Below are 12,453 nucleotides of genomic sequence, written 5' to 3'. Positions count from 1 at the left end.
CGTTTACTGTCGTGCGCTTCAACCCTTATTCCCGTTCTTCTTCTCGCCCTTCTCTCCGTGGGCCGGAGCCGGCTTGGCGGCCGGAGGGGGAGTCATCGGCTTGGCGACTGGCGCCGGTGCCGCAATCGGAGCGGGCTTCGCCGTCGGCGTTGGGGCGACGGGGGCAGCCGGGACGGGACGCGGTTCAATTCGCTGAGCCGTGGGTGCCGGCGGCGGCGAGAAACTGGCCATCGGCTTCGGGGCCGGCAGCGGTGCCGGTGCCGGCGCCAACGGCTTCGGAGCCGTCGGGGCCGGTGCTACCGGCTTCGGAGCAGGAATCGGAGCTGGGGTTGGAGCCGGTGCTGGCGTTAAAGGCTTCGGAGCCGGGGCCGGCACGAGCGGCTTCGGGGCCGGCGTGGGCACCGGAGCCGGAAGTGGGGCCGGCGTTACGGGCTTCGGCGTGGGTGCCGGAGCCGGAGTCGGTGTCAGCGGTTTCGGCGTGGGTGCCGGAGCGGGCGTCGGGGTTGGGGTCAATGGTTTCGGAGTCGGGGCCGGGGCCGGAGTCACAGGCTTCGGTGTGGGAGCCGGGGCCGGGGCAATCGGCTTCGGAGTCGGCGCGGGAGCCGGGCCGGGCGTGGGGTTCGGCATCGGCGTCGTCGGAGCAGGCTTCGCCACGTCCGGCTTCTGGGCCGCCGTGTTCGGATTCATCGGCGTGACCGGGGTCGGCTTCAGGGCCGGCTTGGTGTTCTCCGGGTTGGCCTGGCCAACGAGCTTCGACGCCGGCGGCGGGACCGGATTGGCCTTCGCGTTTGCTGCCGGGGCTTGCGCCCGAAGCATGGCCGTCTTCGGCACGTCGAATTGCGCCGTCTTCGGGGTGTCGTTCCCCTTCACCGGCACTTGGCCGCGGTCCACGATGGCCGTCTCTGCCTGCTTCCGCTGGGCCGACACTTGTCGCAACTCCTTCGCGAACTGCTGTTCCTTCACGCGGTCTTGCTGTTGAATCGGTTTCAACGCGATGGCCTTGTTCTGGGCAGCCACGTTGCTGAGGTTCGTCAACATCATCTGGTTGTTGTTCACCGTGTTATTGTTGTTCACGATCACGGTGTTGTTGTTCGTCACGTTCGTGACGTTGTTGGTGATGTTGTTGACCACCACGTTCTGCTGGACCAGCGTTCGCGGCGGGCGGGCGACCGTGCCGTTGTAACGGCCGGTGTAGACGTTATTGATGCCCACGGCCCAGGCCGTGTCGTTGCGGTGGGCGACCCGATAGTAGTTCCAGAGGGGGTCGTACCCGACCGATCGGCCGACGCTGATCGAGACGCCGAAACCGCCGCCACCACCGCCCCCGCCGGTCCACGACGAGAAGCCGATTTGCGTATAGCGGTGCTCGTAGTAGTCGCCGAAATAGTAATTCCCCCACCCGCGGCGAACGAACAGCGACGTGTACAGGGCCGGCTCGGCCACCACGACCGTCGGTGAGTAGTAGTAGTTCGGCCGGGCGTAGAGGCCGGGGGGCACATAGACCGGGGCGAACAGCACGCCGCGGTTGGCCAGAGGCATGTCCCAGTAGCCGTCGATGAAGATGTACCCGGCCGGCGTCCATCGATAGTGCGCGGGCGTCCAGATCCAGCCCGGCCGGTGATCGACCCAGAAGCCGGGTCGCCAGACGTAGCGGTTCCGCCAAACCCAGGTGCCGGGGACGTAAACGTAGGTTTCGCCAGGCGACGGGACGGACGGGGCCACTTCCAGTTGCGCCGGCGGTTGGGCGAGGTATTCGACCTGAGCTTGCGACGGTTGAATCTGAGCCTGCGGTGGGACGGCCTCTTGCCAGAAGCCCTGTGCCCACTGGAAGCCACCGCGAACTTCTCGCCAACTGCCGGCGACCCACACCCGGTTCGGCGGCGGGACACGCCAGAAGCCACTGATCCAGATGAAGTCTGCCCGCTCCTCGTCCCAGTGCCAGTAGCCCGGAATCCACTGCACGTTGTCGCCGTCGGGCTTCTGATCGGGCGGCAGTTCCTCGATCGCTTCGGGCGGAGCCTTGCGGACGAGCTGCGGGTCTTTTTCAATTTCCGTCGTGGTCGCGAAGGCTTCGTGAACGGGACCACGGGCTAGAATTTCGACCTCTTGCGGGTCGGCGGCGGTAGACAAAACCGGGGTGACGGAGGCCAGACCGAGACTTGCGAGGCCGGCGAAGAAGAGGCGGGGCAGGCGGATTCTCATGGAAGACCCTCGAACGGGCAAACCCGTGGCGAAAGCGGAGTAGGTTGCACTTCACACGCCAAACGCGGGTGGGCTGGGAACTTGCGCAAGTTGGCTCAAGTCCCAGCCGGACTTTGCCGAGTGTAGCGGTCGTAACGTACCATCCGGGCCGACTTTTCGCAATACGGGGACGGGAGGCGGTGTCGCGGTAATCGACTCAAAACTCGTCGAATTGGGAATTACGCCCTCCACTTCTCGCAAAATCATCGACGGATCGACGGGACTCTGGGAACATCTCTCTAACCGCCCCGCCGTGAGGACCGTATGACGACCGCCCTCAGCACCGGCATTCGCCGCGTGGCCGCCCAACTCGCCCCGGATGACACGCCGGACGGCGAACTGCTCACGCGCTTCCTCGCGAATCGGGACGAGGTTGCGTTCGCCACGATCGTGCGACGACACGCGGCGATGGTCTTCGGCACCTGCCGCCGCGTGATCGGCAACGCCGCCGACGCGGATGACGCCTTCCAGGCCGCATTCTTCGTGCTGGCCCGGCGGGCGGCGGCGTTCACCGGCCGGGCGTCCGTCGGCAACTTCCTCTACGGCGTGGCGTACCACTCGGCACTCAAGGCGAAAGCGATGGCCACGAAACGGCGACTCCGCGAGGCGAACGCCCAGCCACCGCCCATGACGGCGGACAATTCCGAGTTGCTGCGAGTGCTCGACGAAGAGTTGGCCAGGCTGCCAGAGAAGTACCGCGAGCCGGTCGTCTTGTGCGAACTCGAAGGCAAGCCCCGGCGCGAGGTGGCCGTGAATCTCGGCATCGCCGAGGGGACAATTTCGAGCCGACTGGCGACGGCCCACCGGATGTTACAGAAACGATTGACCGCCCGCGGCTTCGGCGTCGCGGGCTTGGCGGCGTTGCTGGCGGACCGAACCGCCACGGCGTCGCCGGGCCTGGCGAGCGCGGCCGTGCAGGCCGCCTTCACCGGGCCGACGGACGGCGTCACCCAACTCGTTGCGGAGGTGTCGAAGATGTTGTTCCTGAGCAAACTCAAACTCGGCGTGGCCGTCATCGGCGTGGTCGTGCTGATGGTCGCGGGCGTCGGCGGTTTCCGGCCGGGACCGGCGAACGCGGACGAAAAGCTGGCCCCGAAGGCCGGGGAACCAGCCCTTATCAAGAAGCTCAAGGCCGAGAAGGACGAGGCGGACAAGTTACGGGGTACGTGGGCATCCAAGAAAACGTCGAAGTACCCCGCGACCCCGGCGGACGCAGGGGGATCGACGTATGAACTGAGGTTTGACACCGACGAGTTGGTCATCGTCTGCACAAAGCCCGGGGAGCGGGCGGAGATTTCCAAACTCCGGTACGTGCTCAACCCGAGCGCGACGCCGAAGGAATTGAACATCGTCGGCGACCGGATGCTCATGCTCTGGCTGTACGAACTCGATGGTGAGAAATTGAAGGTCGCGTACTACGGCCGTTCGGAGGTGGCCCGCCCCAAGAGCTTCGACCCGAAGGACCGGCCGAAGGATGCCGACCCGCTGACGGTGATCGAGTTCGAGCGGAAGGACGCGAAGCCGAAGGCCGACTCGCCGAAACAGACGACCGCCGACGAGCCGGCCTGGAAGAACGATTTCTACGCCGCCTATGCCCTAAAGGATGGCGAGGTGCTGAAGCGGATTCCCCCACCGTACCCGGCAGCCCGCGACGAGTATCTGAAGCAGGTCGCGAAACAATCTGAAGAAGCACGCGAGAAGGGCTTGTTTTGGTATCGCGTGGACGACGGGCAACTCAAGATGGACGGCAAGGGGGCGGTTGGCATCGTGGACCACCGACAGACCGCGCAACTGAGACAAGTTCTGGATTTTGGGTGCCTTTACTCCGGTGTGCCGCGACAGGAATTCGAATGCCCTGAGGAACTGCTCGACCGCTTGATTCCGGGCGAGTTCGTCTTTCGGGCTGGGGCAAAGGTCGAGGATTTTGCGGCGTCGTTAGAAGGCGTTCTCCGCGACGAGATGAAGTGGGCCGTTCGGGTCCGTGTGGACACACTCGAACGCGAGGTGATCGTTGCGAAGGGTCTGTATCGTCCGAAACGGCTACCGGACGGCAAGCCGGATGTGATCGAACTCGACGTAATCGACCCGAAAGGTGTTGCGATGGGTTCCATTAGGAGCGGTACGTGGGACGAGTTCCTGAACGACATCAGTATCTACCTTCGCGCCCGCGTTGTGGGCGAGGCGGAGGTGTCCCCTGAGCAGGCCGTTCGCTGGAACTATAGTTACCGAGCTGGTGGGGCCAAGCCCGATCCGAAGTAAGAATTCGCCGCCGCCGTTAAACAGATCGAGGGCCAGACCGGCCTCAAACTGGCGACGGCGAAGCGAACGGTGCGGGTCATCTCGATCGTGGAAGACGCGAAATGACGAAGGGGCGGGCGGTATCGACCCGCCCGCCCCTTCGGGATTCGACCTGTTACTTCTTCTCTTGATAGCTCAGCAGGAACTTCCGCCGTTGGTCGGCGAAGGTTCGCAGGGCCGTCTCGCGGCCGCGGCCGGCTTCGGCCGTGTCGCCGGTCGTCCGTTCGAAGGCTTCAAACGGTTCCAGCTTCTTCGTGTCGGCTTTTAGTTCGGCAGAGATCAGGTTGCGGTTCATCGCCACGAACGGGCCGAGCACCTTCCAGTCCAGCGACTTCTCGGCGATCGTCTTCACGTCTTGCAGGTACTTCGCCCGCAGGCTCGGCACGGAGAGAATCTTGCTCCGCAGGGCCTTGCGCGTGTCGGTCAGCCCGACGAGCGGATCGAGTTCGAGACCACCGCCGCCACCGCCCGGACCGCCGCCGAAGCCACCGCGACCGCCCCCGAATCCACCACCACCGGGACCACCGGCACCGCCGGGGCCACCGCCACCGGGAGGGCCACCCGCACCGCCGCCGGGACCACCGAACCCGCCGCCGGGGCCACCGGGACCGCCGCCGAACCCGCCACCACCGAAGCCGCCCATCGGTTGGCCGGCATTGGCCTGCATGTCCTTGAGTTGCTTCCGCTGCTCGTCCGTCAGGAAGGCGTTCAGCTTCTCATCCGTCTCCTTCTGAATCTTCGCGAGTTCCTTTTTCTGCGCGTCGGTCAACCCCAGGGCGTCTTGCAATCCGGGCGGGAGCACCTCGCCGGGCTTCGGCATCGCGAACCGCATCCCACCGCCCGGCCCGCCGCCGCCCATGCCGGGGCCGCCGGCCGCGTGGAACGACTCGTTCATGTCGTGCGGGATGAAGTGGAACTTGCCCTTCTCGTCGAGGTAGATGGTGTAGTCGCTCGCCCGCGTCCAGAAGCCGTCGCCGTTGATGAGGGCCACGTCCAGGGCCAGGAACCACAGCAGGCCGTCGATGTCGAGCATCGGCTTCAGGGCTTCTTCCAGTTGGTCCGCCGGGGTTTGGTTCAGCGTCTTGGCGAGCTTGATGAGGGCCTGCCAGGATTTGTCCTCGTCCTTCGATTTGATCTGGTAGATCCGCTTGTACCGGGCCGGGTCGTCGCCGAGGTACTCGACGCCGCCCTGACCGCCGGGGCTGCCGCGGACCTTCCAGCGGGCACCCTTGTCGCTGTTGAAGTTTTCCTTCGTGAAGTCCTTGTTGAACTGCTGCACGTTCGTGTAGACGCCCCAGTTCTCGCCGTTGATGACGACCTTGACGAAGTTCGCCTTCGGGGCCGGCAGGTACTCGCGGGCAATGTGTGAGTAGAGCACCGTGCTCATGGCCGTGGCGTCTTCGTGGTTGTTGAGCAGGTTGAGCGTCTTGTAGCCGTTGAGCTTCTGCTTGGCGTCGGCCATGTCCACGGCGAGGTTCATCGACCGCTTCGACCCCGCCCGCACGCCGCCGTAGGACGACATGCCGCGGAAGTGAATGCCGACGTTGTGGTACTTCTTGCCATCGACCGTGACCTCGGCGGGCACGTCCACGTCGGTGCCGTGGAAGTCTTCGAGTTCCTTCTCCCAGTCCTTGTTCTCGAATTCGAGGAAGATCGTGCGGAGGACGGTCGGATCGTACAGAGACTCACCGCCGTAAGTCTTGACCTCGTCCGGCTTAACCATCTTCCCCGGCGAGGGCTGTTCACCGCGACCGCCGCCCATCATGCCGCCGCCCCGCCGGCCGCCGCCGTTGGCGTCTTTTTTGAGGGCCTCGCGTGCGGTCTTGCGTTCCTCGTTGTTGAGCCAACCGTCGTTGTTCTTGTCGTAATCTTTGACGATCTTCCGCTCTTGCCCGCCCATCATGCCGCCCGGCCCGCCGAAGCCACCACCGCCGCCGGGTGGTTGGGCCACCAACGGGGTGAGCAGGAGGGTCAGGCCGAGGGCGGCCACACCGAACGCACGCGATTTCATCATCAATCCTTCACACGGAGGGGAAATAAAAAGTGTCGCCGAAGCGAGAGGCGGGGTTGGAAACCCCGCCGGATGCCGTCATCTTATCAGTTGGCCTTCTTCTCGGACCCGCGATCGCCGCCCGGCCGACCGCCACGCCCGCCTTCGCCGCCGGGGCCACCGCCACCTGGACCGCCGCGACCGCCCGGGCCACCTTGGCCGCCCGGACCGCGATCCTTCATTTCCTTGAGTTGCTTCTTCTGGTCGTCGGTCAGCATCTTGTCGAGCTTCTCGTCCGTTTCCTTCTGGAGCGACGCGAGTTGCTTCTTCTGGTCTTCCGTCAGTTTGAGTTGTTCGACGATGAAGGTTGGCAGAATCTGGCCGGGTTGTCCGCCCATGCCGCGACCGCCACCCTGACCGCCACGGCCACCCTGACCGGGACCGCCACCTTGCCCGGGGCCGCCCTTACCGTCCTTGCCGTCTTTGGCCGGGGGTTGGGCGCTGCCGACGGCCGCGAGGGCCAAGAACCCGGTGATGAGCAGCAGCTTCGCATACAGACGCATGAGTCGTTCTCCAGAGAGTGTGCCAGGGGACACTTCCAGAAACGGTAGAGATGTGAGAGCCGCGACAAATGAATGTTAGATGAGCGATCAGAAAGTGAGAACAGTTAGCCCTGCTGGTGGAGTTTCCGCTTCCGCATCCACGCGGGGGCGAGCGGCGGGAAGAGTTGGCCGCCGAGCCAGCCGCCGGCCGTGACGAGGCCGATCAAGAAGGCCAGGATGACGGCCATCGACTGCGGGGCGAAGTACGAATCGAGCGGCAAATCCAGGTACGCGAACAGGCCGGTCACGGGCGGATAGTCCGGCTTTCCGCGCACGAGAACCGCCCCGAACAGGTTCAGGGCCGTGAACAGGGCCGTGTAGAAGCCGTGCCGCATTCCGGCCCCGGTGTTTGCCCCGGCGACCATGCCGCCGAGGACGAGGATGATCGCGGCGAGTTGTGCCCCGACCGCCGCCGCTCGGTTCATGCCGCCGGTGTTGAAGAGGCCGCTGGACGCTCTCGCCAGGAACATCCGGATGGGTTCAGACGTCACGATGGCCGCGAAGGCCAGCAGGCCGCCTATGAGGATGCGCAGCCAGACGGTTGGCCGCTCTCCCCGGCGTCGCTCGTTACTCTCGGAAAGCCGGGTGAGCGTGCTGGCCCGCGAGGCGGTCACGGCCGTCGGCGTGGCGACGTTCGGCAGGTCGACCGCGGCCGGCCAAATCCTCGCCCCGATCCACCCGGCTATCGCCGCCACTACCGGGAATCCGACCGCCAACCCGATTGGCCACCAATACTCCGCCCCGCCGGATTGAAGAATGTCGTGGGCCGTCAGCAACCCGCCGACCAATAGCCCCGTTGCGAACCCCGGCTGCGCGCCGTTGGCCCGCCCCGCTCCGGTCAACAGTCCGCCCGCGGCGACGGCAAGCAGGCGAAGGCCGCAGATCGTGAAAACGTCGATGTCGCCGGTTGTGCTGCTGCCGGCGGTGAACGCGATCGCGAATTCTCGCAGCGACAGAAATAGCCCGAGAGCCGTGGTCGTCCCGAGGACGACCCGGCCGGGGAACGTGGTCTGCACCGCCTCCGGGAGTTCTTCCGCCGACGCGACGACGGCCGTGACGAACGACTCCTGGGGCGCGATTAACCGTCCACCGCACTTAGGACAGTGTGGCGTTCCGGCGAATGCGGCCTGACAATCGGGACAGAAAAGTTGCATGAGAGCGAAACCAAGCGAGCCAACGGCGTCCCTACCGGCGCAACTATAGCTCAGGATTCCGCGAGCGGCGTTCGGCGGATCACATCACCAGTCGTCGTCGTTGGGCCGCGGTCGCCGCGTTGCACTCGGCACAGACGCCACGGACCACCAAAGTATGGCCGGTCGCCCGGAATTGATGCTGCGCGGTAATGTCTTTCAGGACCGTCTCAAGGCCGGGGTGCTGAAACTCGATGATCGTGCCGCACTGCTCACAGATCAGGTGTTCGTGCCACGGGTAGCCGTAGTCGTGGTCGAAGATCGTCCGCGGGCCGTGCTCGATTTTTCGCAGCAGACCGGCGTCCACGAGCTTCGTCAGGGTTCGGTAGACAGTCGCTCGGGAAGCGAGCTTCCCAGCGGCGCGCAATTCTTCGACCAACTGCTCGGCCTCGAAGTGCGAGTGCTTCTGGAAAATGTGCTCGACGAGTTCGCGCTGCTGCTCGGTGAACCGTTGCGGCTTCGGCCGGCTCGCGAGGTATTCGCGGAACCGCTCCTCCGGGGACTGCGACACGGCAACGGACGGCAACGACACGGCAGAACTCCCGTCAAAAAAATCAGGCCGGGAACTGGAGTGGTTCCCGGCCGTGAGATGCGATTGAGGCCGAGGGACGAACCCACCGGCATTATAGTCCGTGGTCAATCGTCGGCACAAACCCGTTGGAACAGGAGTTCCTGGGCCATCGCCCACTTCTCGTCGTCGTCATAGATTCCGGCCGCGATCTCGGCCCGCACGCGGTTCACCAAACCCCAGCGGATGCCGTCGGGGCCGGGCTGCTCGTCGGGTGGCGAGGTCAGCGGCAATTGCTCGGCAAAACGATTGGTCAGGTCAGTCGCACCCAACTCCGTCGGTTGCGGCCGTCGCCAATTCCAACGACGATCGTCAAAGTTCGACATTAACATTTCTCTCCCCTGACACCGCAACCGACCCGGACGGGGAAGGGTGGGGCGGCAGAGCCGGAGTGTAAATCGAACGGGTCGAACAATACAACCCGTTCTCTTCTGCGGCCGACGCCCGGGGGACAGTTGGGGTCGGGCCTCGGCCGCGTGGTTTGTCACTCGTGCCAGCGGGGATCGTCCTGACCCTCACCGGCGGAATCATTGTACGCTGAAGTATCGTCGCGGGCGCACGTCGGAAGCCAAGAAATTCGGCCGCCCGAACCTCCTGTCCCGTTGCTTCCGAGATCGTCTCGCGGGTTTCTCGCAACGTGCGTTGCACGCCGACAACAACACGCTCTACGGTAGGTTCACGCGCCCGGATTCCGGAGAATCATCTCAGCTTTCGCTCTCGCGAACCGGGCTACAACTTCGCCCGCTCTTCGTTCGCGAGCATGTGGGCCAATCTCGTCGGTACGGGGTGTCGGTATCCACTCAGGGATTGCAACACCAGTGCCGTGGCCCCGGCCGCGTCAATCTTGTGGCCCGGCGACACGAAGACCGGCTTCGCGTTTGTGGCCGAGCGGACCACGCTGCCGAGGGTTCGTCCGTGAAGTGTCAAGGGAGAGGTGTCGCCGGCCGTCGGCCCCGGTGCGGCGTAGTCGCCGACGAGCCAACTCTTCGCACAACCCACACACGGCCGATCGAGCCACAAACCGAGGTGGCAGGCCAAGCCGAAGTTGCGAGGGTGAGCGACTCCCTGTGCGTCTAACATAAACGCATCCGGCGCATGTCCCAACTGCGCAAACGCTTCTAGTAGTGCGGGAAGTTCACGGAACGACAACAAACCCGGCACGTAAGGGAATGTCGCTTCCGCGCGCACGACCGTCTTTTCGATCACAGTCCGACTCGGCCAGTCGAGAACGACGACAGCCGCGACGAGTTTCGGTGAAGCCGTGTCGTAAGCGATATCGCACCCGGCCAGCGTGCGGATCGTGCCGAGCGGCACCGACACGTTCACGCGGCCGACGAGTTCGTGCTGAATCGCAAGGGCTTCCGCCTCGGTGGTGGGCCAGTCGTGGAGATGGGGAATGAGCATGAGGGAAGGGACACGCGAGAAGCGGGCGAGGTGAGCGGAGAATCGTGATCTATTCTCCGAAGACTTCCGATGCCGGCTTCCACCGACGCTCATTTAAGTCGAATTGCCCGTCGTGATACCCGTGATAGAACGCGAAAGCTGGCCGGCAAGCTTTCGCCCCACCTACTCGTGCCCAAGCGTCCGCGAGCCACTTCACCAAGAACTCCGTTTCGGCTTCGGGCGAACTCCCCCCGATAGCTTCGACCTGTTCGGCGACTACGGCCCCATCCAACCAGTCGTCTGGCAGGATGTCCTCTTCGGTGGCCGTAATCGTGACACGATAGAAGAAGGGGCAGATTTCAAACTGGAGGTAACGACCGGGTTCCAGTTCGATTGGCTGGGCGAGCGCGGTTTGCAGAGCGGCATCCAGGCGAGCGGAATGTGCATCGAAGAACGGGCGAAGAACCTCCGCTAGTGCTTTTGCTTCCGGCATGGATGCCTCCCGTCTGGAACTCTTACTTCTTCTCGAACAGCCCTGGCACGGCCTTCAGCACCTCGCCGACCTTGGCGTCGGTCAACTCGTCCTTGCGGAAGGCGAAGTTGGCGACCACCTTCTCTTTGACGAACAGCAGCACCGTCACGTCGGCGTCGCGGTGGAGCTTGTAGGCGGGCGGGCCGTCGAGGTCTTCGAACGCGCCGATGGGCACGTTCTTCAAGCCCTGCTCTTGGCCCCACTTGGCGATCGCGTCGAGGTTGGCGTTCGGGGCGAGTTGCGTCATCCAGACCTTGAAGCCGGCGTCCTTCTTCGCCACCGCTTCCGCGTCGAGTTTGACGAGCAGTTTCCCCAACGGTTCGGACAGCGTGCGGGCGAAGACCACGGCCGTCGGCTTGTCGGCCTGCTCGCAGATGTAGCAGGTCGGTTGGCCGCGCTGCGGGCCGGTCGCCACGAGGAAACTGTACGGCCCCGGCCGTTTGCCGACCGGCACGCCGGACGACACCGGCTCACCGGCGAAACACGGGACGGCCAGGAACGCAATCAGAAGCAGGTGTCGCATAAGGTGATCTCGCAGGGCCGCGACGAGAGGTGAGCCGCGGCCCCGTCATTCTATAAGCCGGTCGAGAGAGGCGGGGGTGGGGCCGGCGCGGGGGCCACCGTCGGGGGAATCGGGCCGCCGGCGGCCGGTTGGCCCGGCACGGCGGTGTTCTGGAGCTGCTGCTGAAGCAGTTCGCGCTGGCGGGTCGCGTCGTCGATGGCGTTGAACAGTTGTCGCGATTCGCTCAGCCCCTTGTACAGCGGCGGACCGATGAGCATCAACCCGGCGGCCGCAAGGAGGCACAGCACCGTCGGGAAGAGCAGGTAGAAGTTTGCCCGGTTCGCGGCCGCTTCCGCCAACTGGCGGGCGTTGGACCGGTAGCTCGCGGACAGTTCGAACAGCCCTTGCGTGATGCCGCTGCCGAGGCGGTCCGACGACGACAGCAGGAATACGAGGCTGCCGACTTCCGGGATCGGGATGCGCCGCTTCCACTGCATGAGGGCGTGGTCGAGGCTCCGGAGTTCGGCCTGTCGGGTGACGATGCGAACTTCGTTCGACAGGTCCGGGTGGCCGCGGCGGATCGCCTCGCCCGACCGCCGCAGCGAGTCGATGAGGCCGGCCCCGGACGACAGGCAGAGTCCGAGCGTGTCCATCAACACCGGCATGCTCCGCTGCAACCGCTCCTTGCGGGCACTCGCGAGCGACCGCAGGATCAGCCGCGGCAGGGCGAAGCCGAGGATGCCGAAGAGGATGCCGGTCAGGGCCAGGGCAACGCCGATCGGCGGGCGGTAGTCGGTGACGTACGCCCAGCCGATGCGCGTGTCGTCGGCCATCAGGGCCGACGCGAAGCCGAGGATGATCGGCGTGAGCGTGAACAGATTGCGGATGCAGAGGAAGTTGTTGAGGGCCGACGACTGTGCGTACCCGGCCAGCCACAGGTCTTGTTGAATCGACTCGCGGCCGGCCGTCGTGGAGGGCAGTAAACCGGCGAGGGCCGCATTCGCGGGGCCGAACAGCGGCCGCGACGGCTCGGGATCATATTCGTTCACATCGTCGCGGTTGACAATCAGCACCATGCCGAGGAACGCGACGAACGTCGTCACGGCAAAGATGATCGCGAGCGCGGTTAATTCGTCGAGGACCATGG

At 65.0% G+C, this 12,453-nt stretch carries 11 protein-coding genes; 1 reads left to right on the top strand and 10 read right to left on the bottom strand.

Going from position 1 to position 12,453, the window contains the following annotated elements; all coding sequences use genetic code 11:
* Positions 1 to 18: 18 nt before the first annotated feature.
* Positions 19 to 2,202, bottom strand: coding sequence for a YXWGXW repeat-containing protein (locus PX52LOC_RS00610; RefSeq protein ID WP_149108250.1), 2,184 nt, complete (start codon positions 2,200 to 2,202; stop codon positions 19 to 21).
* Between the two features lie 303 nt (positions 2,203 to 2,505).
* On the opposite strand from PX52LOC_RS00610, the gene PX52LOC_RS00605 reads away from it, so the two are divergent.
* Entirely contained in the window at positions 2,506 to 4,500 is a 1,995-nt protein-coding gene (locus PX52LOC_RS00605) for a sigma-70 family RNA polymerase sigma factor (protein ID WP_149108249.1), read from the top strand.
* 154 nt (positions 4,501 to 4,654) lie between these two features.
* On the opposite strand, the gene PX52LOC_RS41555 is transcribed toward PX52LOC_RS00605, so the two are convergent.
* From PX52LOC_RS41555 to PX52LOC_RS00555, 9 genes are all read right to left on the bottom strand, one after another.
* Positions 4,655 to 6,553, bottom strand: a complete 1,899-nt coding sequence (locus PX52LOC_RS41555) for a CotH kinase family protein (protein WP_178132533.1) — start codon at positions 6,551 to 6,553, stop codon at positions 4,655 to 4,657.
* An 83-nt stretch (positions 6,554 to 6,636) separates the two neighbouring features.
* Positions 6,637 to 7,092 carry a hypothetical protein gene (locus PX52LOC_RS00590; protein WP_149108248.1) on the bottom strand — a complete coding sequence of 152 codons (456 nt, stop codon included), beginning with the start codon at positions 7,090 to 7,092 and terminating at the stop codon, positions 6,637 to 6,639.
* Between the two features lie 104 nt (positions 7,093 to 7,196).
* Complete coding sequence (locus PX52LOC_RS00585; protein ID WP_149108247.1) at positions 7,197 to 8,285, bottom strand: hypothetical protein; 1,089 nt, start codon at positions 8,283 to 8,285, stop codon at positions 7,197 to 7,199.
* 79 nt (positions 8,286 to 8,364) lie between these two features.
* Positions 8,365 to 8,853, bottom strand: a complete 489-nt coding sequence (locus tag PX52LOC_RS00580) for a Fur family transcriptional regulator (RefSeq protein WP_149108246.1) — start codon at positions 8,851 to 8,853, stop codon at positions 8,365 to 8,367.
* 104 nt (positions 8,854 to 8,957) lie between these two features.
* Positions 8,958 to 9,215 (bottom strand): hypothetical protein, encoded by a 258-nt coding sequence (locus tag PX52LOC_RS00575; protein ID WP_149108245.1) that lies wholly within the window; start codon positions 9,213 to 9,215, stop codon positions 8,958 to 8,960.
* A gap of 403 nt (positions 9,216 to 9,618) precedes the next feature.
* Complete coding sequence (locus PX52LOC_RS00570) at positions 9,619 to 10,293, bottom strand: endonuclease V (protein ID WP_149108244.1); 675 nt, start codon at positions 10,291 to 10,293, stop codon at positions 9,619 to 9,621.
* Between the two features lie 49 nt (positions 10,294 to 10,342).
* The gene (locus PX52LOC_RS00565) at positions 10,343 to 10,765 is read right to left on the bottom strand and encodes a hypothetical protein (protein WP_149108243.1); all 423 of its coding nucleotides are present in this window, start codon (positions 10,763 to 10,765) and stop codon (positions 10,343 to 10,345) included.
* Between the two features lie 22 nt (positions 10,766 to 10,787).
* Positions 10,788 to 11,327, bottom strand: coding sequence for a hypothetical protein (locus tag PX52LOC_RS00560; RefSeq protein WP_246173623.1), 540 nt, complete (start codon positions 11,325 to 11,327; stop codon positions 10,788 to 10,790).
* Between the two features lie 50 nt (positions 11,328 to 11,377).
* The gene (locus PX52LOC_RS00555) at positions 11,378 to 12,451 is read right to left on the bottom strand and encodes a type II secretion system F family protein (protein ID WP_149108242.1); all 1,074 of its coding nucleotides are present in this window, start codon (positions 12,449 to 12,451) and stop codon (positions 11,378 to 11,380) included.
* Positions 12,452 to 12,453: the final 2 nt, after the last annotated feature.

It is taken from the genome of Limnoglobus roseus (assembly GCF_008254045.1).
GTDB classification, from domain to species: Bacteria; Planctomycetota; Planctomycetia; order Gemmatales; family Gemmataceae; genus Limnoglobus; species Limnoglobus roseus.
This window is presented reverse-complemented; position numbering and strand designations above follow the sequence as displayed.

Coding starts and splice junctions, on each gene's coding strand:
- PX52LOC_RS00570 (WP_149108244.1), bottom strand. CDS start 10,293: ATGCTCATTCCCCATCTCCACGACTGGCCCACCACCGAGGCGGAAGCC.
- PX52LOC_RS00560 (WP_246173623.1), bottom strand. CDS start 11,327: ATGCGACACCTGCTTCTGATTGCGTTCCTGGCCGTCCCGTGTTTCGCC.
- PX52LOC_RS41555 (WP_178132533.1), bottom strand. CDS start 6,553: ATGATGAAATCGCGTGCGTTCGGTGTGGCCGCCCTCGGCCTGACCCTC.
- PX52LOC_RS00610 (WP_149108250.1), bottom strand. CDS start 2,202: ATGAGAATCCGCCTGCCCCGCCTCTTCTTCGCCGGCCTCGCAAGTCTC.
- PX52LOC_RS00605 (WP_149108249.1), top strand. CDS start 2,506: ATGACGACCGCCCTCAGCACCGGCATTCGCCGCGTGGCCGCCCAACTC.
- PX52LOC_RS00565 (WP_149108243.1), bottom strand. CDS start 10,765: ATGCCGGAAGCAAAAGCACTAGCGGAGGTTCTTCGCCCGTTCTTCGAT.
- PX52LOC_RS00555 (WP_149108242.1), bottom strand. CDS start 12,451: ATGGTCCTCGACGAATTAACCGCGCTCGCGATCATCTTTGCCGTGACG.
- PX52LOC_RS00590 (WP_149108248.1), bottom strand. CDS start 7,092: ATGCGTCTGTATGCGAAGCTGCTGCTCATCACCGGGTTCTTGGCCCTC.
- PX52LOC_RS00575 (WP_149108245.1), bottom strand. CDS start 9,215: ATGTCGAACTTTGACGATCGTCGTTGGAATTGGCGACGGCCGCAACCG.
- PX52LOC_RS00585 (WP_149108247.1), bottom strand. CDS start 8,285: ATGCAACTTTTCTGTCCCGATTGTCAGGCCGCATTCGCCGGAACGCCA.